21 protein-coding genes and 1 tRNA gene are annotated in these 24,305 nt (G+C 70.5%); 20 read left to right on the top strand and 2 right to left on the bottom strand.

Annotation, left to right across the window (positions count from 1 at the left end):
• The 14 genes from hisG to GB932_RS16590 all read left to right on the top strand — a co-directional run bounded on the left by hisG (position 1) and on the right by GB932_RS16590 (position 15,347).
• On the top strand, positions 1–843 hold the full coding sequence (hisG, locus tag GB932_RS16655) for an ATP phosphoribosyltransferase (RefSeq protein ID WP_156761837.1): 843 nt from the start codon (positions 1–3) through the stop codon (positions 841–843).
• Positions 844–850: 7 nt separating this feature from the next.
• Positions 851–1,642 carry an imidazole glycerol phosphate synthase subunit HisF gene (hisF, locus tag GB932_RS16650; protein ID WP_156761836.1) on the top strand — a complete coding sequence of 264 codons (792 nt, stop codon included), beginning with the start codon at positions 851–853 and terminating at the stop codon, positions 1,640–1,642.
• Positions 1,639–2,007, top strand: a complete 369-nt coding sequence (hisI, locus tag GB932_RS16645) for a phosphoribosyl-AMP cyclohydrolase (RefSeq protein WP_156761835.1) — start codon at positions 1,639–1,641, stop codon at positions 2,005–2,007. The genes hisF and hisI overlap by 4 nt, the downstream gene beginning before the upstream one ends.
• Positions 2,004–2,657, top strand: coding sequence for a Trp biosynthesis-associated membrane protein (locus GB932_RS16640; protein ID WP_197517541.1), 654 nt, complete (start codon positions 2,004–2,006; stop codon positions 2,655–2,657). Before hisI ends, GB932_RS16640 begins: the two co-directional genes overlap by 4 nt.
• A gap of 49 nt (positions 2,658–2,706) precedes the next feature.
• Complete coding sequence (locus GB932_RS16635; protein ID WP_156761833.1) at positions 2,707–2,937, top strand: HGxxPAAW family protein; 231 nt, start codon at positions 2,707–2,709, stop codon at positions 2,935–2,937.
• Entirely contained in the window at positions 2,937–3,725 is a 789-nt protein-coding gene (gene trpC, locus GB932_RS16630; RefSeq protein ID WP_156761832.1) for an indole-3-glycerol phosphate synthase TrpC, read from the top strand. Before GB932_RS16635 ends, trpC begins: the two co-directional genes overlap by 1 nt.
• A complete protein-coding gene (gene trpB, locus GB932_RS16625; RefSeq protein ID WP_156761831.1) occupies positions 3,725–4,933 on the top strand; it encodes a tryptophan synthase subunit beta in 1,209 nt (402 codons plus the stop codon). The genes trpC and trpB overlap by 1 nt, the downstream gene beginning before the upstream one ends.
• Positions 4,930–5,730 carry a tryptophan synthase subunit alpha gene (gene trpA, locus GB932_RS16620; RefSeq protein WP_156761830.1) on the top strand — a complete coding sequence of 267 codons (801 nt, stop codon included), beginning with the start codon at positions 4,930–4,932 and terminating at the stop codon, positions 5,728–5,730. The genes trpB and trpA overlap by 4 nt, the downstream gene beginning before the upstream one ends.
• 33 nt (positions 5,731–5,763) lie before the next feature.
• Complete coding sequence (gene lgt, locus GB932_RS16615; RefSeq protein ID WP_156761829.1) at positions 5,764–6,774, top strand: prolipoprotein diacylglyceryl transferase; 1,011 nt, start codon at positions 5,764–5,766, stop codon at positions 6,772–6,774.
• A gap of 123 nt (positions 6,775–6,897) precedes the next feature.
• Entirely contained in the window at positions 6,898–11,472 is a 4,575-nt protein-coding gene (gene gltB, locus GB932_RS16610) for a glutamate synthase large subunit (RefSeq protein WP_156761828.1), read from the top strand.
• Complete coding sequence (locus tag GB932_RS16605) at positions 11,465–12,925, top strand: glutamate synthase subunit beta (protein WP_156761827.1); 1,461 nt, start codon at positions 11,465–11,467, stop codon at positions 12,923–12,925. Before gltB ends, GB932_RS16605 begins: the two co-directional genes overlap by 8 nt.
• A gap of 181 nt (positions 12,926–13,106) precedes the next feature.
• Complete coding sequence (pyk, locus tag GB932_RS16600; protein WP_156761826.1) at positions 13,107–14,549, top strand: pyruvate kinase; 1,443 nt, start codon at positions 13,107–13,109, stop codon at positions 14,547–14,549.
• A gap of 40 nt (positions 14,550–14,589) precedes the next feature.
• Positions 14,590–14,672 (top strand) — tRNA-Leu (locus GB932_RS16595).
• A 51-nt stretch (positions 14,673–14,723) separates the two neighbouring features.
• Positions 14,724–15,347: an ANTAR domain-containing response regulator gene (locus GB932_RS16590; protein ID WP_156761825.1), complete on the top strand. Its 624-nt coding sequence runs from the start codon at positions 14,724–14,726 to the stop codon at positions 15,345–15,347.
• 49 nt (positions 15,348–15,396) lie between these two features.
• On the opposite strand, the gene GB932_RS16585 is transcribed toward GB932_RS16590, so the two are convergent.
• Positions 15,397–15,825: a hotdog fold thioesterase gene (locus tag GB932_RS16585; protein ID WP_156761824.1), complete on the bottom strand. Its 429-nt coding sequence runs from the start codon at positions 15,823–15,825 to the stop codon at positions 15,397–15,399.
• Positions 15,826–15,885: 60 nt separating this feature from the next.
• On the opposite strand from GB932_RS16585, the gene polA reads away from it, so the two are divergent.
• From polA to GB932_RS16555, 6 genes are all read left to right on the top strand, one after another.
• The gene (gene polA / locus GB932_RS16580; RefSeq protein ID WP_156761823.1) at positions 15,886–18,510 is read left to right on the top strand and encodes a DNA polymerase I; all 2,625 of its coding nucleotides are present in this window, start codon (positions 15,886–15,888) and stop codon (positions 18,508–18,510) included.
• A 47-nt stretch (positions 18,511–18,557) separates the two neighbouring features.
• Complete coding sequence (locus tag GB932_RS16575) at positions 18,558–20,231, top strand: DUF885 domain-containing protein (RefSeq protein WP_156761822.1); 1,674 nt, start codon at positions 18,558–18,560, stop codon at positions 20,229–20,231.
• A gap of 47 nt (positions 20,232–20,278) precedes the next feature.
• On the top strand, positions 20,279–21,604 hold the full coding sequence (locus GB932_RS16570; RefSeq protein WP_231916268.1) for an MFS transporter: 1,326 nt from the start codon (positions 20,279–20,281) through the stop codon (positions 21,602–21,604).
• A gap of 9 nt (positions 21,605–21,613) precedes the next feature.
• On the top strand, positions 21,614–22,372 hold the full coding sequence (locus GB932_RS16565; RefSeq protein ID WP_197517540.1) for an SGNH/GDSL hydrolase family protein: 759 nt from the start codon (positions 21,614–21,616) through the stop codon (positions 22,370–22,372).
• Between the two features lie 44 nt (positions 22,373–22,416).
• The gene (locus GB932_RS16560) at positions 22,417–23,442 is read left to right on the top strand and encodes an LLM class flavin-dependent oxidoreductase (protein ID WP_156761821.1); all 1,026 of its coding nucleotides are present in this window, start codon (positions 22,417–22,419) and stop codon (positions 23,440–23,442) included.
• A 102-nt stretch (positions 23,443–23,544) separates the two neighbouring features.
• The gene (locus tag GB932_RS16555; RefSeq protein WP_156761820.1) at positions 23,545–24,042 is read left to right on the top strand and encodes a GNAT family N-acetyltransferase; all 498 of its coding nucleotides are present in this window, start codon (positions 23,545–23,547) and stop codon (positions 24,040–24,042) included.
• 45 nt (positions 24,043–24,087) lie between these two features.
• Here GB932_RS16555 and GB932_RS19680 read toward each other — a convergent pair whose 3' ends face one another.
• Positions 24,088–24,219, bottom strand: a complete 132-nt coding sequence (locus GB932_RS19680; protein ID WP_306769973.1) for a hypothetical protein — start codon at positions 24,217–24,219, stop codon at positions 24,088–24,090.
• Positions 24,220–24,305: the final 86 nt, after the last annotated feature.

The following is a 24,305-nucleotide window of genomic DNA, read 5'->3' as shown; positions in this document are numbered from 1 at the left end:
GTGCTGCGTATCGCCATCCCCAACAAGGGCTCGCTCTCCGAGACCGCCGTGCAGATGCTGGCCGAGGCCGGCTATGCCACGCGCCGCGACTCCAAGACCCTCCACCTCATCGACGACGCGAACGGCGTCGAGTTCTTCTACCTCCGCCCGCGCGACATCGCGACGTATGTCGCCCATGGCGCGCTCGACGTCGGCCTCACCGGCCGTGACCTGCTGCTCGATGTGCGCCTGCCGGACGCGCGCGAGATCGAGGCGCTCGGCTTCGGCGACTCCACCTTCCGCTTCGCCGCGCCCACGGGCCGCTTCGCCGCGCTCGAGGACCTCGACGGCAAGCGGGTCGCGACGAGCTACGCGGGCCTCGTCGAGATGTATCTCGCCGAGCGCGGTGTGTCGGTCGACGTCGTGCCCCTGAACGGCGCGGTCGAGTCGGCCGTGCGGCTCGGCGTGGCCGATGCCGTGGCGGATGTCGTCTCGACCGGCACGACGCTGCGCCAGGCGGGCCTGGAGATCTTCGGCCCCGTGATGCTCGAATCCGAGGCGGTGCTCATCCAGGGCCCGAGTGAGCCCGAGGGGATCGACACGCTCCTCCGGCGCCTGCGCGGCGTGCTCGTGGCGCGCCGCTACGTGATGCTCGACTACGACCTGCCGGCCGAGCTGCTCGACCGCGCCGGCGAGATCGCGCAGGGGATGCAGTCGCCCACCGTCTCGCCGCTGCAGCGCGAGGGATGGCTGGCCGTGCGGGTCATGGTGCCGCGCCGCGACGCGAACCGCATCATGGACGACCTGTACGCGCTCGGCGCGCGGGCCCTGCTCGTGACGGCCATCGACAACGCGCGGCTGTGAGCTCGGCGTGACAGGACAGCACGCGACCGCCGCCGATCTCGGCGTCGCCACCCGCGTCATCCCGTGCCTCGACGTCTCCGGCGGGCGCGTCGTCAAGGGCGTCAACTTCGAGAACCTGCGCGAGATGGGCGATCCCGTCGAGCTGGCACGCGAGTACTACGCACAGGGCGCGGACGAGCTGACGTTCCTCGACGTGGGCGCCTCTGTGGAGGAGCGGGCGACGATGTACGACGTCGTCCGCGCCACGGCCGAGCAGGTCTTCATCCCGCTCACGGTCGGCGGCGGCGTGCGCTCCGTCGACGATGTCGCGCGCCTGCAGGCGGTCGGCGCCGACAAGGTCGGCGTGAACTCGGCCGCGATCGCCCGCCCGGCGCTCCTCGACGAGATCGCCGACCGCTTCGGCGCGCAGGCGCTCGTGCTCTCGCTCGACATCAAGCGCTCCGCGCGCATGCCGAGCGGGTTCGTCGTGACGACGCACGGGGGCCGCGCCGAGACCGACATCGACGCGATCGCCTGGGCGCGCGAGGCCGTCGAGCGCGGTGCGGGCGAGCTGCTCGTGAACTCGATCGACGCGGATGGCACGAAGTCCGGATTCGACCTCGAGCTGACCGCCGCCGTCCGCGAGTGCGCCGACGTGCCCATCATCGCGTCGGGCGGGGCGGGCGAGGTGGCCCACTTCGCGCCCGCGATCCGGGCCGGCGCCGACGCGGTGCTCGCCGCGACCGTCTTCCACTCCGGACAGATCACCGTCGGCCAGGTCAAGCAGGCCATGCGCGAGGAAGGGATCCTCATCCGATGAACGCCCAGGACGATCTCGACCTCGCACAGCGCATGTCGCGCGTGCGCTTCGGCGGCGACGGGCTCGTGCCCGCCGTCGTCCAGGACCACGCCTCGGGCGACGTCCTCATGCTGGCATGGATGGACGCGGAGGCGCTGCGCCGGACCCTCACCGAGGGGCGCGTGACGTACTGGTCGCGCAGCCGGCAGGAGTACTGGCGCAAGGGCGACACCTCCGGCCACATCCAGACGGTCCGGGGTGCGCGCATCGACTGCGACGGCGACGTCGTGCTCCTCGACGTCGAGCAGACGGGCGCGGCATGCCACACTGGCACCCGCACCTGCTTCGACGGCGACGAGCGGGACCTGCGGCCGGTCGGCGCGTGAGGCCCGTGGTCGCGGGGTGGGCCGCTCGACGCGGGCGCGCGGTGAGCGTCGTGACGCTCCTCGCGGGCGCCGCCGGTGCGCTGGTGTCGTCGACGCAGACGTGGGCGACGACGGAGATCTCGGGCGCGACCGTCACCTCGACGGGGGCCGACGCGATCCCTCTGCTGCAGCCCCTGTCCCTCGCGGTCCTCGCGCTCTCGCTCGCGCTCGCGCTGACGGGGCGCGTCGTGCGCTTCGTCCTCGCGGCCGTCGCGGTCGCGATCGGCGCCCTCCTCATCGCGTTCGCCGCGCCCGTCGCCTTCGCGGCGCCCGTGTCGGCCGTGGAGACGGCGGTGACCGAGCACACCGGAATCGCCGGGTCCTCGAGCGTCGCGGAGCTCGTCGGCGAGGTCTCTTCCGCGCCCTGGGCATGGATCGGCCTCGTGGGCGCGATCGTCGTCGCCGCGGGTGGACTGTTCGCGGTCGGAACCGGCGCGCGGTGGGCGCGCGCCGGGCGCCGCTACGAGAGCGGTGGGGAACGCGCACGCGGATCCGCCGGGCCGCTCGACGCCGTCGACTCGTGGGACGAGCTCTCGCGCGGAGACGACCCGACGCACGCGCCTCCTGCGCGCCCCGACGAGCCCCCGCACCGCGGGGATCCGCCCGCGTGATCCCCTAGACTCGACACCATCCCCTGCACGATTCTTCAGGAGCATCCTCATGAGCAATCCCATCGGAGACCCCGGCCACGGTCATTCGCCCGCGGCCTGGACGAGCGTCATCATCATGCTGATCGCGATCTCGATCGGCACCGCGGCGCTGTTCTTCGACGTGATGTGGCTCCTCGTGGCGGGCGCCGTCCTCCTCGTGATCGGCGCCATCGTGGGCGGGATCATGTCGAAGGCCGGCCTCGGCGCGAACGGATCGAAGCACCAGTCGAAGGCGCACTGATGTCGCTCCTCGCCGACCTCACGACCGGGGCGGTGGAGGACGCCGAATCGCGTCGCTCCGAGCGCCCCCTCGCCGCTGTGGAGCGCCTCGCGGAGGACCGCGCGCCGGCCCTGGACGCGACGGAGTTCCTCGCACGCGCCGAGACGATCCGCGTGATCGCCGAGGTGAAGCGCGCGAGCCCGTCGCGCGGCGACCTCGCCGCCATCCCGGATCCGTCGCACCAGGCCGCACTGTACGAGCGCGGCGGCGCCGCGGCCATCAGCGTGCTCACGGAAGGGCGACGCTTCAAGGGATCCCTCGCCGACCTCTCGGCCGTGAAGAAGAGCGTCGGCCTGCCGGTGCTCCGCAAGGACTTCATCGCGACGCCGTACCAGGTCGTCGAGGCCCGCGCGGCCGGCGCCGACATGGTGCTGCTCATCGTCGCGGCCCTCGAGCGCCGCACGCTGACAGAGCTGTTCGGGCTCATCTCCGAGACGGGGATGACGCCCCTCGTCGAGGCGCACTCCGCCGACGAGGTCGCGATCGCGGCCGACCTCGGGGCGCCCATCATCGGCGTGAACGCGCGCGACCTCAGCGACTTCTCGCTCGACCGCGACCTGTTCGCCCGGCTCGCGCCCGGCATCCCGGACGGCACGATCCGCGTCGCGGAGTCGGCCGTCTCCACGCCGGACGACGTCGTGCGGTATCGCCGCGACGGCGCCGACGCCGTCCTCATCGGCGAGGCGCTCGTGACGGGCGACCCCGTGCGCTCCCTCGAGGCGTTCATCTCGGCAACGGAGGGGATCTGATGTCACTGCGCGACCAGCCGGGGCCGTTCTTCGGTGAATTCGGCGGGCGGTACATGCCCGAGTCGCTCATCGCGGCGATCGACGAGCTCGCCGCGGCGCACACCGCGGCGATGGCGGATCCGGCGTTCCTCGCCGCGCTCGCGGCCCTGCTCACCGACTACGCGGGCCGCCCCTCGCCTCTGACGGAGGTGCCGCGCTTCGCCGCCCACGCAGGCGGCGCGAGGGTCTACCTCAAGCGCGAGGACCTCAACCACACGGGCAGCCACAAGATCAACAACGTGCTCGGCCAGGCCCTCCTCACGAAGCGGCTCGGCAAGACGCGCGTGATCGCGGAGACGGGCGCGGGCCAGCACGGCGTGGCGACCGCGACGGCGGCGGCGCTGTTCGGCATGGAGTGCACGATCTACATGGGCGAGGTCGACACCGAGCGGCAGGCCCTCAACGTCGCCCGGATGCGACTGCTCGGCGCCGAGGTCGTGCCCGTGAAGAACGGCTCCCGCACGCTCAAGGACGCCATCAACGAGGCATATCGCGACTGGGTCGCGAGCGTCGAGACGACGAACTACATCTTCGGCACGGCCGCGGGCCCGCACCCGTTCCCGGCGATGGTCCGCGACTTCCAGAAGGTCATCTCGGAGGAGGCGCGCCAGCAGCTCCTCGACCGCACCGGATCCCTGCCCGACGCCGTCGTGGCCTGCGTGGGCGGCGGATCCAACGCGATCGGCATGTTCGACGCCTTCATCGACGACGCCGATGTGCGCCTCATGGGCGTCGAGGCGGCGGGTGACGGCGTGGACACCCCGCGTCACGCGGCCTCGATCGAGCGTGGGCGCCCGGGTGTCCTCCACGGATCCCGCACCTATGTGCTGATGGACGACGACGGCCAGACGATCGAGTCGCACTCGATCTCGGCCGGGCTCGACTACCCGGGTGTCGGCCCCGAGCACGCGTGGCTCGCGGCGACCGGGCGCGCGACGTATGTGCCGGCGACCGACGACGAGGCGATGCAGGCGCTGCGCCTGCTGACCGAGACCGAGGGCATCATCCCCGCCATCGAGTCCGCGCACGCCCTCGCGGGCGCGCTGCGGCTCGGGCGCGAGCTCGGCCCCGATGCCACGATCGCGATCTGCCTGTCCGGGCGCGGCGACAAGGACATGGACACCGCGGCCACGTACTTCGGCCTGTACGACGAGGAGACGACCGAATGATCTCAGCCGTCGAGAAGGCGATCGACGCGGCCCGGGCCGACGGACGCGGGGCCTTCGTCGGCTACCTGCCCGTCGGATACCCCGATCTGGCGACGTCGATCGAGGCCGCGGTCGCGTTGGCGGAGAACGGCGCCGACGTGCTCGAGCTGGGACCGCCGTACAGCGACCCGGTGATGGACGGGCCGATCATCCAGGAGGCCACGAACGCGGCGCTCGAGGCCGGTTTCCGAACGCCCGACCTGTTCACGGCGCTGCGCGAGATCACCGCCCGCACGGACGTCCCCGTCCTCGTCATGACGTACTGGAACCTCGTCGTGCAGTACGGCGTCGAGCGCTACGCGCGCGACCTCGCGGCCGCCGGGGGAGCGGGCCTAATCACGCCCGACATCACCCCGGACTCCGCCGAGGAGTGGATCCGCGCCTCCGAGGAGTTCGGACTCGATCGCGTGTTCCTCGCCGCGCCCACGTCGTCGGATGAGCGCCTGCGGATGATCGCCGAGGTGTCGACGGGCTTCGTCTACACGGTCTCGACCATGGGGATCACGGGCGAACGCGCCGAGCTGGACGCGGCCGCACGGAGCGTCGTGGAGAGGCTGCGCGCACACGGCGCCGAACGGGCGTGCGTCGGCATCGGCGTGACGACCGCCGCGCACGTCGAGAGCGTCGTCTCGTACGCCGACGGCGCCATCGTGGGAACGGCCCTCGTGCGCGCGCTCCGCGACGGCGGAATCGACGGCCTCGCGGCCAAGGCCCGCGAGCTCGCGGCGGGCACGCGGATCCCCGCGGTCACCGACTGAGCACATCAGACAAGGATCTAGACTCTCCCCATCATGCTGTCTTCGCCTGCGCTCCCCGCGAGCATCCCCAGCCCGCCGATCTCGTCGTTCACCTTCGGCAACGAGTGGACGATCGGGTCGTTCACCTTCGGGCCGTTCACGATCCACTTCTATGCGCTGTGCATCCTCGCGGGCATCGTCATCGCGACGATCCTCACGAACCGCCGGCTCACGAAGCGCGGCGGCGAGCCGTGGGTCGTCATCGACATCGGTCTTCCCGCCGTCGTCCTCGCGCTCATCGGCGCGCGGGCGTTCCATGTCGTGACGCACTGGGACTTCTACTTCGCGGCGGGGCGCGAGTGGTGGAACCCGATGGTCGAGAACGCAGTCTGGAACATCTGGGACGGCGGGATCGCGATCTTCGGCGCCCTGCTCGGCGGGGCGCTCGGCGTTCTGATCGGCGGCCGCTGGACCGGCGTCCGATTCTCGTCGTTCGCCGACGCCCTCGCGCCGGGTCTGCTCCTGGCTCAGGCGATCGGCCGCTTCGGGAACTGGTTCAACCAGGAGCTGTTCGGCCTCCCGACGGACCTGCCGTGGGGGCTCGAGATCGACGCCGACAACGCCGCCATCCCCGCGGGCCTTCCCGAGGGGACCCTGTTCCACCCGACGTTCCTGTACGAGGTGATCTGGAACGTGCTCGGGGTCGTGGTGCTGCTGTGGCTCGGGCGCCGCGTCTCCATGCAGTGGGGCCGCCTCTTCTCGGTCTACCTCATCTGGTACGGCGCGGGACGCATCGTGTGGGAGTCGATCCGCATCGATCCCAGCCAGGTCTTCTTCGGCCTGCGCACCAATGTGTGGGCGGCGATCGGCGCGGTCGTCCTCGGCCTCGTCCTGCTCGTCGTGCTGCGCCGCCACCACGGCACCGAGCCGTCGGTCTACCGCCCGGGTCGTCAGCGCGGCGGCGAGAAGGCGCTACACTCGTCCGAGAGCGACTTCGTCGATGTCAGCGACCCGGCTGCTGAGGAGGAAGTCGACGCTCAGCCGTCGCCACAAGCAACGTCGTGATGAACTAGCTCCTTACGCTGTCCTTTCGGAAAGGGCACGAGGACTTCTCGCGCGGTGGACGGCTCAGCCAGGGCCGACGACGCCCGCACGGTCATCGATCCCCCCGACTGAAGGACTACGTCTATGCAGTTCCAGCCACATCACGGTGCCCCCGGCACCCTCCCTCCGCGGCAGGGCATGTACGACCCTCGCTTCGAGAAGGACGCATGCGGCCTGGCCATGGTCGCGACGCTGAGGGGCGAGGCCGGCCACGACATCGTCGCCCTCGCGCTCGAGGCGCTGCGCAATCTCGAGCACCGCGGAGCCATCGGATCCGACGCGGGCACGGGCGACGGCGCGGGGATCCTCACGCAGATGCCCGACGCATTCCTGCGCGAGGCCGTCTCCTTCGACCTGCCTCCCGTGGGTCAGTACGCGGCCGGCATGGCGTTCCTGCCGACAGTCGACGACGCGCGGGCCGCGCAGAAGCGCGAGATCGAGCAGATCGCCTCGTCCGAGAACCTCTACGTCCTCGGCTGGCGCGAGGTGCCGACGGCTCCCGACAACCTCGGGCGCCTCGCCCGCGAGGCGCAGCCCGCGATCGAGCAGCTGTTCGTCGCGAGCGCGCAGGCCGGCCACCAGGAGCCCCTCGAGGGGATCGCCCTGGACCGGCGCGCCTACCGCCTGCGCAAGCGCGCCCAGCACGAGCTCGACGCGTACTTCGTGTCGCTCTCGAGCCGCACCCTCGGCTACAAGGGCATGGTGACGACGCTCCAGCTCGAGCCGTTCTACCTCGACCTGCAGGACGAGCGCTTCGCGACCGAGCTCGCCGTCGTGCACTCGCGCTACTCCACGAACACCTTCCCGTCGTGGCCGCTCGCGCAGCCGCTGCGCATGCTCGCGCACAACGGTGAGATCAACACCGTCGGCGGCAACCGCAACTGGATGCGCGCGCGCGAATCGCAGCTGTCGAGCGAGCTGCTCGGCGACATGGCGCCGCTCCTCCCGATCTGCTCCGACCACGAGTCCGACTCGGCCTCGTTCGACGAGACCCTCGAGCTGCTCACGCTCGGCGGCCGCTCGCTGCCGCACGCGATGCTCATGATGGTGCCGGAGGCCCACGAGAAGAAGACCGGCCTCGACCCCGAGCTGAAGGCGTTCTACGAGTACCACGCCGGGCTCATGGAGCCGTGGGATGGCCCCGCCGCGCTGCTCGCAACCGACGGCACGCAGGTCTGCGCGACGCTCGACCGCAACGGCCTCCGCCCCGGGCGCTGGACCGTCACGAACGACGGCCTCGTCGTCATCGGATCCGAGACGGGCGTGCTCGAGTTCGAGCCCGAGCGCATCGCGCGCCGCGGCCGGCTGCAGCCTGGCACGATGTTCGTCGTCGACACCGCGCAGGGGCGCATCCTCTCCGACGCGGAGATCAAGGGCGACCTGGCCGCGATGGAGCCGTGGCGCGAATGGCTCGACGGCGGCACCGTCCGCCTCGCGGACCTGCCCGAGCGCGAGCACCTCGTGCACCCCATCGCGTCGATCCGGCGCCGCCAGCGCACCTTCGGCTACACGGAGGAGGAGCTCAAGATCCTCCTCGGCCCCATGGGCCGCACGGGCGCGGAGCCCCTGGGTGCGATGGGATCGGACACGCCGATCGCCGTGCTCAGCAGCCGCTCGCGCCTGCTGTTCGACTACTTCGTGCAGCAGTTCGCCCAGGTGACGAACCCGCCGCTCGACTCGATCCGCGAGGAGGTCGTGACGAGCCTCACGCAGAACCTCGGACCCGAGGGCAACCTGCTGTCGTGGGGGGCGTCGCACGCGCGCGGCGTGGTGCTCGACTTCCCCGTCATCGACAACGACGAGCTCGCGAAGATCCAGCACATCGACTCGGCGCTGCCCGGCCGCACCTCCGTGACGATCCCCGCCCTGTACCGCGTCTCCGCGGGCGCGAAGGGCATGGAGAAGCGCCTCGAGCGCATGTGCGCCGAGGTCGACCGCGCGATCGAGGACGGCGCGGAGTTCATCGTCATCAGCGACCGCGACTCCAACCAGGACCTCGCGCCGATCCCGTCGCTGCTGGCGGTCTCGGCCGTGCACCACCACCTCATCCAGAGCTCGACCCGCATGAAGGTCGGCCTCGTGGTCGAGGCGGGCGATGTGCGCGAGGTGCACCACGTGGCGACGCTGCTGGGCTTCGGCGCGACGGCCGTGAACCCGTACCTCGCGATGGAGACCGTCGAGCACCTGGTGCGCAGCGGATCCGTCGCGGGCGTCGACGCCGAGACGGCCGTGCGCAACCTCATCTACGCGCTCGGCAAGGGCGTGCTGAAGATCATGTCGAAGATCGGCATCTCGACGGTCTCGTCGTACTCAGGCGCCCAGGTGTTCGAGGCCGTCGGCCTGTCGTCGGAGCTCGTCGCGAAGTACTTCACCGGCACCGAGACGAAGATCGAGGGCGTCGGCCTCGCGGCGATCGCGCGCGAGACCGCGGAGCGCCACGCGTTCGCGTACCCCGAGGACCGTTCGCCGCGCGCGCACGAGCGGCTCTGGACCGGCGGCGAGTACCAGTGGCGCCGCGACGGCTCGGCGCACCTGTTCAACCCCGAGACCGTCTTCCGCCTGCAGCACTCGACGCGCACGGGCCGCTACGACATCTTCCGCGAATACACGAAGATGGTCGACGACCAGGCCGCCGAGCTGAAGACCCTGCGTGGGCTGTTCGCGTTCAGGAAGGGCGTCAGGAAGCCCGTTCCGATCGACGAGGTCGAGCCCGTCTCGTCCATCGTGAAGCGCTTCTCGACGGGCGCGATGAGCTACGGGTCGATCTCGCGCGAGGCGCACGAGACGCTTGCGAAGGCGATGAACATCCTCGGCGCGCGCTCGAACACGGGCGAGGGCGGCGAGGACGTCGACCGACTGCTCGACCCGGAGCGCCGCAGCTCGATCAAGCAGGTCGCGTCGGGGCGCTTCGGCGTCACGAGCATGTACCTCACGCACGCCGACGACATCCAGATCAAGCTCGCGCAGGGCGCGAAGCCGGGGGAGGGCGGACAGCTCCCGCCGGGCAAGGTGTACCCCTGGGTCGCGCGCACGCGCCACTCGACGCCGGGCGTCGGGCTGATCTCGCCGCCCCCGCACCACGACATCTACTCGATCGAGGATCTCAAGCAGCTGATCTTCGACCTGAAGCGGGCGAACCCGTCCGCGCGCATCCACACCAAGCTCGTGAGCCAGTCGGGCATCGGCGCGGTCGCGGCGGGCGTCGCGAAGGCGCTCAGCGACGTGATCCTCGTCTCCGGTCACGACGGCGGCACGGGCGCGAGCCCCCTCAACTCGCTCAAGCACGCGGGCACCCCGTGGGAGCTCGGTCTCGCGGAGACGCAGCAGACGCTCATGCTCAACGGCATGCGCGACCGCGTCGTCGTGCAGGTCGACGGCCAGATGAAGACGGGACGCGACGTCGTGATCGGCGCCCTGCTGGGCGCCGAGGAGTTCGGCTTCGCGACCGCGCCGCTCGTCGTCGAGGGCTGCATCATGATGCGCGTGTGCCACCTCGACACCTGCCCGGTCGGCGTCGCCACGCAGAACCCGGTCCTGCGCTCGCGGTTCTCCGGCAAGGCGGAGCACGTCGTGAACTTCATGCAGTTCATCGCCGAGGAGGTGCGCGAGTACCTCGCCGAGCTCGGATTCCGCTCGCTCCAGGAGGCGATCGGCCACGTCGACGCGCTCGACATCAACGGCGCGGTGGAGCACTGGAAGGCAGACGGCCTCGACCTCGCCCCCGTGCTGCGCGGCCCGGCGTTCGCCGACGGCGAGCCGCGCACGCACGTGCGCGACCAGGACCACGAGCTCGCGGAGCACTTCGACGTGCAGCTCATCGAGCGCGCGCGCGACGTCATCGCCTCGGGCGGCGACATCGCGATCGACCTGCCCGTGAAGAACACCGCCCGGGCCGTGGGCACGATGCTCGGACACGAGGTCACGAAGGCGCACGGCGAGCACGGCATGCCGCAGGGATCGATCACCGTCAACCTGCGCGGCTCGTCCGGGCAGTCGTTCGGGGCCTTCGTCCCGAGCGGCATCACGCTGCGCCTCGAGGGCGACGCGAACGACTACGTGGGCAAGGGCCTCTCCGGCGGGCACATCGTCGTCCGGCCCCCGCGCGGCGCCGCGTTCGACGCGTCGGAGAACGTCATCGCCGGCAACGTCATCGGCTACGGCGCGACGCAGGGATCCCTGTTCCTCAGCGGCGTCGTCGGCGAGCGGTTCCTCGTGCGCAACTCCGGCGCGACGGCGGTCGTCGAGGGCGTGGGCGATCACGCACTCGAGTACATGACCGGCGGGCTCGCCGTGATCCTCGGCGAGACGGGACGCAACCTCGGCGCCGGCATGTCCGGAGGCACGGCGTATGTGTACCGCCTCGACGCGGAGCGCGTCAACGCGCAGGCGCTCGCCTCGGGCGAGCTGACGCTCGGCGCGCTCGGATCGGGCGACGTCGAGATCGTGCGCGACATGCTCGAGCGACACGTCGCCGAGACGGGATCGCAGCTGGCACGCCGGCTGCTCGACGATCTCGAGACCGAGGCGGCGAACTTCGTGCGGGTGCTCCCGCGCGACTACGCCGCCGTACAGAAGACACGCCAGGACGCGGCCGATGAGGGGCTCGACCCCGACGGCGACGTCGTCTGGACCCGGATCCTGGAGGTGACCGGTGGCTGACCCCAAAGGCTTTCTGAAGGTGACCGAGCGGGAGCTTCCCGCACGCCGCCCGGTGCCCGTGCGCATCATGGACTGGAAAGAGGTGTACGAGCCCGGCGACAAGGCGGTGCTCACGCGCCAGGCCGGTCGATGCATGGACTGCGGTGTGCCGTTCTGCCACCAGGGGTGCCCGCTCGGCAACCTCATCCCCGAGTGGAACGACCTCACCTGGAAGGGCGAGGACCGCGCGGCGATCGATCGCCTCCACGCGACGAACAACTTCCCCGAGTTCACCGGACGGCTCTGCCCCGCGCCGTGCGAGAGCGCGTGCGTGCTGGGGATCAACCAGCCGGCGGTGACGATCAAGCAGGTCGAGGTATCGATCATCGACGAGGCCGTCGCGAACGGCTGGGTCGAGCCGAAGCCGCCGACCCGCCTGACCGGCAAGACAGTCGCGGTCGTCGGATCCGGCCCCGCGGGCCTCGCCGCGGCGCAGCAGCTCACGCGCGCAGGCCACACGGTCGCGGTGTACGAGCGGGACGACCGCATCGGCGGACTCCTGCGCTACGGCATCCCCGACTTCAAGATGGAGAAGAAGCACCTCGAGATGCGCCTTCGCCAGATGCGCGACGAGGGCACGCGCTTCCGCGCCGGCGTCACGATCGGCGAGGACATCGCGTGGGACGAGCTGCGGCGCCGCTACGACGTCGTCGTCGTCGCCACGGGTGCGACCGTTCCGCGCGATCTGCCGATCCCCGGCCGCGACCTCGCGGGGGTGCACTTCGCGATGGAGTATCTCGTCGAGCAGAACCGGGCCGGCGCCGGCGACGACGTCCCGAACCAGATCTCGGCCGAGGGCAAGCACGTCATCGTCATCGGCGGCGGCGACACGGGCGCCGACTGCATCGGCACGGCGCACCGCCACGGCGCGCTCAGCGTGACGAACCTCGCGATCGGCAAGCAGCCGGCCGAGGCGCGCCCCGATCACCAGCCGTGGCCGACGGATCCCACGGTGTTCGAGATCTCCTCGGCGCACGAGGAGGGCGGCGAGCGCCGGTTCCTCGCCTCGACCGTCGAGTTCCTGGGCAACGAGGCGGGCGAGGTGCGCGCGCTGCGCGTCGCCGAGACCGAGTACCTCCCGGACGGCCGCCGCGTCCCCAAGAGCGGGACGGAGCACGAGATCCCCGCGGACCTGGTGCTGATCGCGATGGGCTTCACCGGGCCCGAGCGCGACCACCTCGAATCTCAGCTCTCGACGCGATTCACCTCGCGCGGCGCGGTCGAGCGCGACGACAGCTACGAGACGTCCGATCCGGGCGTGTTCGTGGCGGGAGATGCTGGCCGAGGCCAGTCGCTCATCGTGTGGGCGATCGCCGAGGGGCGCGCCGCCGCATCGAAGGTCGACGAGTACCTGATGGGGGAGACCTTCCTCCCCGCGCCCGTGGGGCCGACCGACGTCGGCATGCACGTCTGATCGACAGGTGACCACGCCCGCCGCGACGTCACGGCGTCGCGGCGGGCCCCCGAAGACGCGTAGTGTGAGAAGCGCGTTCGGGCAGTGCCCGCTTCGTCGGCACGTGCGGTGCCGCTGCGAAGCGATGAGCGCATCTCCATAGCCACGGGCAGGCATGCCCAGCAGTGCGGAAGGCAATTCTGTGAGACGAGCCAAGATCGTCGCGACCCTCGGGCCGGCGACCTCGACCAAGGAGACCGTCAGGGAGCTGATCGACGCGGGACTCGATGTCGCGCGATTCAACCTCAGCCACGGCGACTACTCCGTCCACGACACCAACTTCGAGAACGTGCGCGGCGCCGCGCAGGAGGCCGGCCGCCCCGTCGCGGTCCTCGCCGACCTGCAGGGCCCGAAGATCCGCCTCGGGAAGTTCTCCGACGGCCCCCACGACCTCGCCCCCGGCGACGTGTTCAAGATCACCGTCGACGAGGTCGAGGGGACGAAGGAGCTCGTCGGCACGACCTACAAGGGCCTCGCGAACGACGTCGCCCCGGGCGACTTCCTCCTCATCGACGACGGCAAGGTGCGGGTCAAGGTCCTCGAGACCGACGGCACGACCGTCACGACCGAGGTCATCGTCGGCGGACCGGTCAGCAACAACAAGGGCATCAACCTCCCCGGCGTCGCGGTCAACGTGCCCGCGCTGACGGAGAAGGACGAGGCCGACCTGCGCTGGGCGCTCAACAAGGGCGCCGACATCATCGCGCTCTCGTTCGTCCGCAGCGCGAAGGACGTCCAGCGCGCCCACGTCATCATGGCGGAGGAGGGGCGCCGCGTCCCGATCATCGCCAAGATCGAGAAGCCGCAGGCCGTCGACGTGCTCGAGGAGATCGTCGAGGCGTTCGACGGGATCATGGTCGCCCGCGGCGACCTCGGCGTCGAGCTGCCGCTCGAGGCCGTGCCGATCGTGCAGAAGAAGGCGATCAGCATCGCGCGTCGCCTCGCGAAGCCCGTGATCGTCGCCACGCAGATGCTCGAGTCGATGATCCAGAATCCCGTTCCGACGCGCGCCGAGACGAGCGATGTCGCGAACGCGGTCCTCGATGGCGCCGACGCGGTCATGCTCTCCGGTGAGACGAGCGTCGGGGCCTATCCGACCGTCACCGTGCAGACGATGGCCCGCATCGTCGAGTCGACGGAGGAGCACGGCCTCGAGCGCATCGAGACGCTCACGAGCAAGCCGCGCACGCAGGGCGGAGCGATCACGCTCGCGGCCGTCGAGGTCGCCGACTTCGTCGACGCGAAGTACCTGTGCATCTTCACCCAGACGGGCGACTCCGCGCGGCGGATGTCGCGTCTGCGGTCGTCGCGCCCCATGATCGCGTTCACGGTCGCGGAGGAGACGCGCCGTCGCATGCAGATGACGTGGGGCATCCGCTCGGCGCTCGTCGACCTCGTCGAGCACACCGATCTCATGTTCCTGCAGGTGGACGACTACCTGCTGTCGAACGACCTCGCGCGCGTCGGCGACAAGGTCATCGTGATCTCCGGATCCCCTCCCGGGATCGCGGGATCGACGAACGACCTGCGCGTGCACCGCGTGGGCGACGCCATCCACGGCGCCGCCCCCGCATACAAGGCGTAGGGGCGATCAGGGTGGCGATCCGCGTAGGATCGTCACCCGGGCCGGTGTGGCGGAATGGCAGACGCGGCGCACTCAAAATGCGCTGCCCGCGAGGGCGTGAGGGTTCGAGTCCCTCCACCGGCACGGTCGCGTGCTGTATGCGCGCTGACGACGAATCGAGACCCCGGCCATAGGATGGACGACGTGAGCGAAGAGCAGAACGACAACGCGGGGTCCGCACCGCGCCGAGTAGTGGTGGCCGAGGATGAGTCGCTCATCCGCATGGACATCGTCGAGATCCTCCGAGACAACGGCTACGAGGTCGTCGGCGAGGCGGGCGACGGCGAGACGGCGGTGCAGCTCGCGACCGAGCTGCGGCCGGACCTCGTCGTGATGGACGTGAAGATGCCCCAGCTGGACGGCATCTCGGCGGCCGAGCAGCTGAGCCGCGACCACATCGCGCCGGTCGTGCTCCTGACGGCGTTCAGCCAGAAGGAGCTCGTCGAGCGCGCGACCGAGGCAGGAGCCCTCGCGTACGTCGTCAAGCCGTTCACGCCGAACGACCTCCTGCCCGCGATCGAGATCGCGCTGGCGCGCCACGAGCAGATCATCACGCTCGAGGCCGAGGTCGCCGACATGTTCGAGCGATTCGAGACGCGCAAGCTCGTCGACCGCGCGAAGGGCCTCCTCAACGAGAAGATGGGCCTCAGCGAGCCCGAGGCGTTCCGCTGGATCCAGAAGGCGTCGATGGACCGCCGTCTCACGATGCAGGATGTCGCCAAGGCGATCATCGAGCAGCTCTCCCCGAAGAAGGACTGAGCGGCCCCGACGGCGGCGACCCCTCTCGAGGGGTCGCCGCCGTCGCCGTTCAGCCGGCGAGGTCCTTGATGAGGTTCGTGATGCGCACGGTCGAGCAGCGACGGCCGCGCTCATCCGTGATGACGATCTCGTGCACGGCGAGAGTGCGTCCCAGGTGGATGGCCGTGCACGTGCCGGTCACGATTCCGGAGGTCGCGGATGCCGTGTGGGTCGCGTTGATGTCGACGCCGACCGCGAGGCGCCCCTCGCCGGCGTGGAAGTTCGCCGACATGGATCCGAGCGACTCGCCCAGCACGACGTAGGCGCCCCCGTGCAGCAGACCGACCGGCTGCGTGTTCCCCTCGACGGGCATCGTCGCGACCGAGCGCTCGGCCGACAGCTCGGTGAACTCCACGCCCATCCGTTCGGCGAGGGCGCCGATGCCGCGCGCCCGCAGCCAGTCGATCCCGGTCGTCGGCGCGGGCGTGTTCGCGGTCATCGCAGCTCTCCTGGCGGTGGCGGTCTCTCGAATGTCGGCGGTCCCGCATACCCTGGAGGGGTGACGGACCCCACGAAGCCTACTCTGCTCATCGTCGACGGCCATTCGCTCGCCTTCCGCGCCTTCTTCGCGCTGCCGGTCGACACCTTCCAGAACAAGGAGGGCCAGCACACCAACGGCATCCACGGCTTCCTGTCGATGTTCATCAACCTGCTGAAGAACGAGAAGCCGACGCACGTCGCAGTCGCCTTCGATGTCTCCGACAAGACCTTCCGCAAGGAGGAGTACCCCGATTACAAGGAGGGGCGGCAGGAGACGCCGAAGGAGTTCAGCGGCCAGATCCCCCTGCTCAAGCAGTGCCTCGAGGCGATGAACATCACCGTGCTCGAGAAGGACGGCTTCGAGGCGGACGACATCCTCGCGACCCTGGCGCGACGCGGCGCGGAGGGCGGCTACGACGTGCTCGTCTGCTCCGGCGACCGCGACGCCATCCAGCTCGTGAACGAGCGCGTCACGCTGCTGTATCCGTCGGTGCAGGGCGTGTCGAAGCTCAAGCGATACGACCCGCCTGCCGTCGAGGAGCGCTATGGCGTGCCTCCCGAGCAGTACCCCGACATCGCGGCGCTCGTGGGCGAGAAGGCCGACAATCTGCCGGGCGTGCCCAAGGTCGGCGAGAAGACGGCCGTCAAGTGGCTCACGCAGTTCGGCTCGCTTGACGCCATCCTCGAAGGGGCGGACGGCATCACGGGCGTCGTGGGCCAGAACCTGCGCGATCACCTGGACGACGTGCGCCGCAATCGCCGCCTCAACCGCCTCCTCGACGACATCGACGTGCCCGTCGCTCTTGACGACCTCGAGGTGGGCGCCGCCGACGACGCGGCCGTGCGCGACATCTTCTCCCAGCTCGAGTTCCGCTCGCTGCTGAAGCGGGTCCTCGACGCGATGGGCGGCGCCGAGGAGGTCGAGCCCGAGCCGCAGGCGGTCGCGCCGTCCGTCGTGCAGCTCGACGCCGCTGCGCTGGCGGGCTGGTTCACCGACCCCGCCCGGCCGGTCGGCGTCACTGTCGCCCTCGACGGCGGCCTGCCCGCGCGCGTCGGCCTCGCCACGGCCGACGCGGCCGTCGAGGTCGAATGGTCGGACGCCGTGCGCGACGCGATCGCGCCGTGGTTCGCGTCCGAGTCACCCAAGATGATGTGCGACGCGAAGACGCAGGTGAAGGCCCTCGGCCGCGCGGGCGTCGAGGTGCGCGGGCTGCGAGGCGACGCGCTGATCGCCGGATGGATCGCCCGCCCGTCGTTCCCCGACAAGACCCTGGCGCACCTCGTCGACCGCTATCTCGGCGAGCGCCTGCCCGAGGCTGATCCGGATCAGCTGGTCCCGGAGACCGAGGGGGCGACGCCCGGCCAGCTCGCCTGGTACGCGCTGCGCGCGGTCGAGGCGGTCACAGCCTCGCTCCCCGACCGCGAACGCGCGGTGCTCGACGACATCGAGATGCCGACGCTGCTCGCGCTCGCCGACATGGAGCTCGCGGGCGTGTCGGTCTCCCACGAGAAGCTCTCGGGATTCTCGACGGAGCTGGGGGAGCGCGCCGCGGCGATCGCGGCCGAGGCCTACGCCGAGCTGGGCCGCGAGGTGAACCTCGGATCGCCGAAGCAGCTGCAGCAGGTGCTCTTCGAGGAGCTCGAGCTCCCGAAGACCCGCAAGACGAAGACGGGATACACGACCGACGCGAGCGCCCTGGCCGACCTGCAGGTCAAGACGGGGCACCCGTTCCTGGCGCAGCTGCTCGCGCACCGCGAGGCGACGAAGCTCAAGCAGATCATCGACGGCCTCGACCAGGCGATCGCCGCCGATGGGCGCGTCCACACGACGTACGTGCAGACAGGAAGCCAGACTGGCCGCCTGTCGAGCACCGACCCGAACCTCCAGAACATCCCGGTGCGCACGGAGGAGTCGCGGCGCATCCGCGCGGCCTTCGAGGTCGGCGAGGGGTGGCAGACCCTCCTCACGGCCGACTACTCGCAGATCGAGATGCGCATCATGGCGCATCTGTCGGAGGATCCGGGGCTGGTCGCCGCGTTCAACGACGGCGAGGACCTCCACCGCTTCGTGGGCGCGCAGGTCTTCGGCGTCGCGCCGGAGGACGTCTCGGGCGAGATGCGCAGCAAGGTCAAGGCGATGTCCTATGGACTCGTGTACGGCCTGAGCGCTTTCGGGCTCGCGAAGCAGCTGGGCATCGAGCAGAAGGAGGCCAAGCAGCTCATGCTCGGCTACTTCGAGCGCTTCGGCGCCGTGCGCGACTATCTTCGGGCGTCGGTCGACAAGGCCCGTGAAGACGGCTACACCGAGACGATCTTCGGCCGCCGTCGCCCGTTCCCCGATCTCACGAGCCCCAACCGGGTGCTCCGCGAGAACGCCGAACGGGCCGCGCTCAACGCGCCGATCCAGGGCAGCGCCGCCGACATCATGAAGATCGCCCTGTTCCGGATCCACGCCGATCTGCGCCCGCTCACGTCGCGCCTGCTGCTGCAGATCCACGACGAGGTCGTCGTCGAGGTGGCCCCAGGCGAGTGGGATCAGGTCGAGGAGATCGTGCGCCGCCAGATGGCGCAGGCGGCCGAGCTGCGCGTGCCGCTCTCGGTGCAGGTGGGACACGGAGACGATTGGAACGAGGCCGCCCACTGAGCCCCGAATCGGCCGCGAGTGCCGGGGCCGATACCCTGGAACCACTCATGGATCAGAACACACGCACCCAGTCCCTGATCGACACCATCGCGGAGGAGTGGGTCGACACCCTCGTCGGCCTCGTTCCCACGGTGGGCACCTACATCGGTCGAACCGAGGTGAACGACAGCTACGGCGACTATGGGCCGGACGGACACGCGGCGTTCGCGGATGCCGCGCGTGCGACGCTCGGCCGCCTCGAGTCCGCGGATCCCGTCGACGACGTCGACCGCGTGACGAAGGCGGATCTGGCCCGCGAGCTGCGGCTCGACCTCGAGCTGCACGACGCGCAGTGGCACCTTCGCGACATCAACGTGCTCGAGAGCCCGTCGCAGGACATCCGACAGGCATATGACCTCATGCCGACCGAGACCGTCGACGACTGGGCGATGGTGGCCACGCGGCTCGCGGGCGTGCCCGACGCGATCGACGGCTACATGGCGACGCTCCGCGAGGGGATCCACGCGGAGGTCGTGCCCGCGATGCGGCAGGTGCACGAGGTCGCCGAGCAGGCGCGCAGCTACGCGTTCCCTGATGGATTCTTCGATCAGCTCGTCGCGGGCGCCTCGGCGGGCGGCGCCGAGCTGCCGGCCTCGCTGCGCCGCGACCTCGTCGACGGCGCGGATGCCGCACGCAGCGCGTACGGGCGCTTCGCGCGCTTCCTCGACGGTGTGCTCGCGCCGCGGGCCACGGAGGACGACGCCGTGGGGCGAGAGCTCTATGCGCTGCACTCGAAGCGGTTCCTCGGCGCCGAGGTCGACCTCGACGAGACCTATCAGTGGGGCCTCGAGGAGCTGGCGAAGGTGCGCGCCGAGCAGGAGGCGCTCGCGCGGGAGATCGTTCCGGGGGCCAGCGTCGACGAGGCGGTGGCGTTCCTCGAACACGACATGGAGCGCAAACTCGTCGGCTCGGACGCGCTGCGCGAATGGATGCAGTCCACGGCCGACGCGGCGATCGCCGAGCTCGGCGAGACGCACTTCGACATCCCAGAGCCGGTGCGGCGCGTCGAGTGCATGATCGCACCGACGAGCTCGGGCGAGATCTACTACACGGCGCCGAGCGACGACTTCTCGCGCCCCGGCCGCATGTGGTGGTCGGTTCCCGCCGGTGTCCGCGCCTTCGACACGTGGCGCGAGCTGACGACGGTCTATCACGAGGGTGTGCCGGGCCATCACCTGCAGATCGGCCAGGCCGTCTACAACCGCGCGCACCTCAACAGCTGGCGGCGCCTGCTCGCGGGCTCCTCGGGTCACGCCGAGGGCTGGGCGCTGTATGCCGAACGGCTCATGGAGGAGCTGGGCTACCTCGACGACCCGGCCGCCCGCCTCGGCATGCTCGACGGGCAGCGCATGCGCGCCGCGCGCGTCGTCCTCGACATCGGCGTGCACCTCGGCAAGCGACGCCCGGACAGCTACCAGAAGTGGGACGCCGACTACGCGCTCGAGTTCATGCGTCGCAACGTCAACATGGACGATGCGTTCGTGCGCTTCGAGGTGAACCGCTACCTCGGCTGGCCCGGACAGGCGCCGTCGTACAAGGTCGGTCAGCGAATCTGGGAGGATCTGCGCGACGCGGTCGCGGAGCGCGAGGGCGATGCGTTCTCGATGAAGGCGTTCCATCGTCGCGCGCTCGATCTCGGCGGGGTCGGGCTCGACACGCTGCGCAGCGCGCTGCTCGGCTGACGCGCGCGGATTCGCCGAAAGGGTCGAATCGACATTAACCTGTCGGTGTGACCTCTCCTTCTGCGCGCCTCGACGGACTGCGCTTCACACGGGCGCACCTGCGCGTGCTCTCGGGATCCGGCCTCGGCTGGGCCCTCGACGCGATGGACGTCGGGCTGATCGCCTTCATCATCGCGGCGCTGTCCGCAGAGTGGGGCCTCGACGGCGGCACGGCGGGCTGGATCACCTCGATCGGCTTCGTCGGGATGGCGATCGGCGCGAGCGTCGGCGGCCTCCTCGCCGATCGCCTCGGCCGGCGGCAGGTGTTCGCCCTCACGCTGCTCGTCTACGGCGTCGCGACCGGCGCGAGCGCCCTCGTCGGCGGCGTGGGTGCGCTCCTCGTGCTGCGGTTCCTCGTCGGGCTGGGCCTCGGATCCGAGCTGCCGGTCGCGTCGACCTACGTCAGCGAGTTCGCGCCCGCACGGATCCGCGGGCGGCTCGTCGTGATCCTCGAGGCGTTCTGGGCGCTCGGCTGGACGGCGTCCGCCGTGATCGGCTACTTCGTCGTGCCGCTCGAGAACGGATGGCGCTGGGCGTTCGCGATCGGCGCGATCCCCGCCCTGTACGCGATCATCGTGCGCTGGGGCCTGCCGGAGTCGGCGCGCTGGCTGGAGTCGCGCGGGCGCGTCGCCGAGGCCGATGCGGTCGTGCGGCGGTTCGAGCGCGGCGTCGCGCGGGCTGCACCGACGCCCGACGCGGCACCGACGGCCGAGCCGGCGCCCGCACGCCCGGCCCGTGCCGGCGTCCGCGCGCTGTTCCGCGACGGTCTCGCGCCCCGCACCGCCGCGTTGTGGATCGTCTGGTTCTTCGTGAACTTCTCGTACTACGGCGCGTTCATCTGGATCCCGTCGATCCTCGTCGCACAGGGCTTCGACCTGCTGCGATCCTTCGAGTACACGCTCATCATCACTCTCGCGCAGCTTCCGGGCTACGCGGTCGCGGCGTGGCTGATCGAGGTGTGGGGGAGGCGAGCGACGCTGTCGACGTTCCTCGTCGGATCCGCGGTCGCCGCGATGCTCTTCGGCTCCGCGAGCGAGGTCTGGCAGATCCTCCTCTTCGGCTGCCTGCTGTCGTTCTTCAACCTCGGCGCATGGGGCGCGCTCTACGCCGTGACGCCCGAGATCTATCCGACACCCGTGCGCGCGACGGGTGCCGGCTGGGCGGCGGCTTTCGGCCGCATCGCGTCGATCATCGCGCCCCTGTTCACGCCGTGGGCGCTGAACCTCGGCGGGGCGGGCCTCGTCTTCACGGTGTTCGCGGTGTTCTTCGCGATCGCCGCTGTCGGCGCGTGGGGCCTGCGCGACCTGAAGGGCCGGGTGCTCGACGCGTCGTAGACTCGCGCTGTGACGAGCGTGCGGTATGTGGCCATCGGGGATTCCTTCACGGAGGGCGTCGGAGACGAGCGGCCGGACGGGACGCCCCGCGGCTGGGCGGATCTGACCGCGGAGGGATGGGCGCGCCAGGCCGGTGAGCCGATCGAATACGCGAACCTCGCGATCCGCGGGCGGCTGGCGTGGCCCGTCGTCGACGAGCAGCTCGAGGCCGCGCTCGCGTTGCGTCCGACGCACCTGTCGTTCAACGGCGGCGGCAACGACATGCTGCGCCCTGGCACGAAGATCGCTTCGATCGTCGACGCGTACGTGATGGTCACGCGTCGCTGCGCCGAGGAGGGCGTCATCCCTGTCCTGCTCGCGGGGGCGGATCCGTCGGGCGGTCTGCCGATGTCGTCGCTGATCCGCCGGCGCGGTGACGCCCTCACGGCGGCGGTCACGACGCGCCTGCGGCGTGACGAGAGCATCGTCTGGGCGGTCAACTGGACCGACGCGCGCCTGCGGGATCCGTCGTTCTGGTCACCGGATCGCCTGCACATGAACGCGCGCGGGCACCACCGCGTCGCGGCGCGGGTGCTCGAGGCGCTGGGCCTCGAGGCTCACCCCGACTGGTGGGAGCACCCGGGCGATCCGGCGCCGCACCTCGATACGCGCACCTACTACCGCGCGCACGTCGCGCCGTGGGTGCGGCGCCGCCTCACGGGGCGATCCTCCGGCGACGGCCGCGCGCCGAAGCACGCCGACTGGATCCGCGTCGTCTCGGACGAGTAGTTGCCCGCGGAGCCCTGTGTTGATTTATGCGTCAGAATAGAACCATGAAGAAGATCGGGTTCCTCTCATTCGGGCACTTCACGCCCCACCCGCAGTCGCAGACGCGCTCGGCGAGTGACGTCCTGCACCAGTCGATCGATCTCGCGCAGGCCGCCGAGGACCTCGGCGCCGACGGCGCGTACTTCCGCGTGCACCACTTCGCGCGCCAGCTGGCCTCGCCGTTCCCGCTGCTGGCCGCGGCCGGTGCGAAGACCAGCCGGATCGAGCTGGGCACGGGCGTGATCGACATGCGCTACGAGAACCCGATGTACATGGTCGAGGACGCGGGCGCCGCCGACCTCATCTCCGACGGGCGGCTGCAGCTCGGCATCTCGCGGGGGTCACCCGAGCAGGTGATCGACGGCTGGAGGCACTTCGGCTATGCATCGGCGGACGACGACCCGACGGGACAGGCGGCCGCGCGCCAGAAGACCGAGCTGCTGCTGCAGCTGCTCGACGGCCATGGGTTCGCCGAGCCCGATCCGCGCCCGATGTTCCCGAACCCGCCCGGCCTGCTGCGCCTCGAGCCGCACAGCGAGGGGCTGCGCCAGCGGATCTGGTGGGGCGCCGGATCCGACGCCACCGCGCGCTGGGCGGCGGAGCTGGGCATGAACCTCATGAGCTCGACGCTCAAGAACGACGAGTCGGGCGAGCCGTTCCACGTGCAGCAGGCGACGCAGATCCGCGCGTTCCGCGAGGAGTGGGCGCGGCACGAGCACGGCTTCGAGCCGCGTGTGTCGGTCTCGCGCTCGATCATCGCGATCACGAGCGACACCGACCGGCGGTACTTCCTCGGAGGGGGCGACTCCGAGGACCAGATCGGCCAGATCGAGGGAACGGGGCGCGCGATCTTCGGGCGCTCGTACACCGACGAGCCCGAGGCGCTCATCGAGCAGCTGCGATACGACACGGCGATCGCGGAGGCCGACACCCTGCTCGTCACGGTGCCTAACCAGCTGGGCGTCGACTACAACGCGCACCTCATCGAGTCGATCCTGACCGAGGTCGCCCCGGCGCTCGGCTGGCGCTGAGCACGGTGAGCCCCGTCGAGGTGACCCACCCCACCGAGTCACCGAACGGGACGCGCGACGTCACCGGCTGCTGGCCCATGGCCTGGGGCATAAGCTGGCTCGATGCCTCTGCGTCTGGTTCCGGTCCGCTCCGATGACTTCCCGCAGTGGATGCAGCGGTGCTGTGCCGAGTATGCGGCGGACCTCGTGGCCCTGGGGGGATCGGCCGACGAGGCTCGTCGGCACGCTGAGAGCTCGATCCGGGAGTCCTTCCCCGCCGGGCATCCCCTCGAGGACAACGCCGTATTCGATCTGATCGATGATACGGGACGTTCAGTCGGCTATCTCTGGCTCGGTCGTGATCAGTCCCAGGACCCGACGTCCTGGTGGGTGTGGGACGTCGTCGTCGACGCTGAATATCGCGGACGAGGGCTCGGCAGAGAGGCCATGCAGCTCGCCGAAGAATATGCCCGATCACGAGGAGCGGTGACACTGGGGCTCAGCGTCTTCGGCTTCAATCGACCGGCGCGTCAACTGTACGAGTCGCTCGGCTACGAGATCACGAGCGTTAAGATGCGGAAGAGTCTCGAGACCGCCGAGGCGCCCGTGGAGCGATCCTGACCGAGGTCGCCCCGGCGCTCGGATGGCGCTGAGCACCCCGCTCGCTCAGAGCCCCTGACCGGCGTCCCAGAGCCGCTCGGTCTGGCCCGCGAGCAAGGCGTCGAGCTGCGCGGCCTGGGCGTCGGTGAGCGAGGCGACGTAGTCGATGACGCCGCGGCCGACGGCGCGGCGACGCAATAGAAAGCACTGCTGGCGGAGCGGCAGAAGTTCTTACACGTTCGAACACGGCTCGCCTTGGCGCTCGCACCCCGGCGAGACGGAAC

Origin of the sequence: Microbacterium karelineae (assembly GCF_009745985.1) — a bacterium.
In the GTDB taxonomy this organism is placed as follows: domain Bacteria; phylum Actinomycetota; class Actinomycetes; order Actinomycetales; family Microbacteriaceae; genus Microbacterium; species Microbacterium karelineae.
The sequence above is the reverse complement of the archived record's forward strand: the minus strand, read 5'-3'. Positions and strand labels throughout refer to the sequence as shown.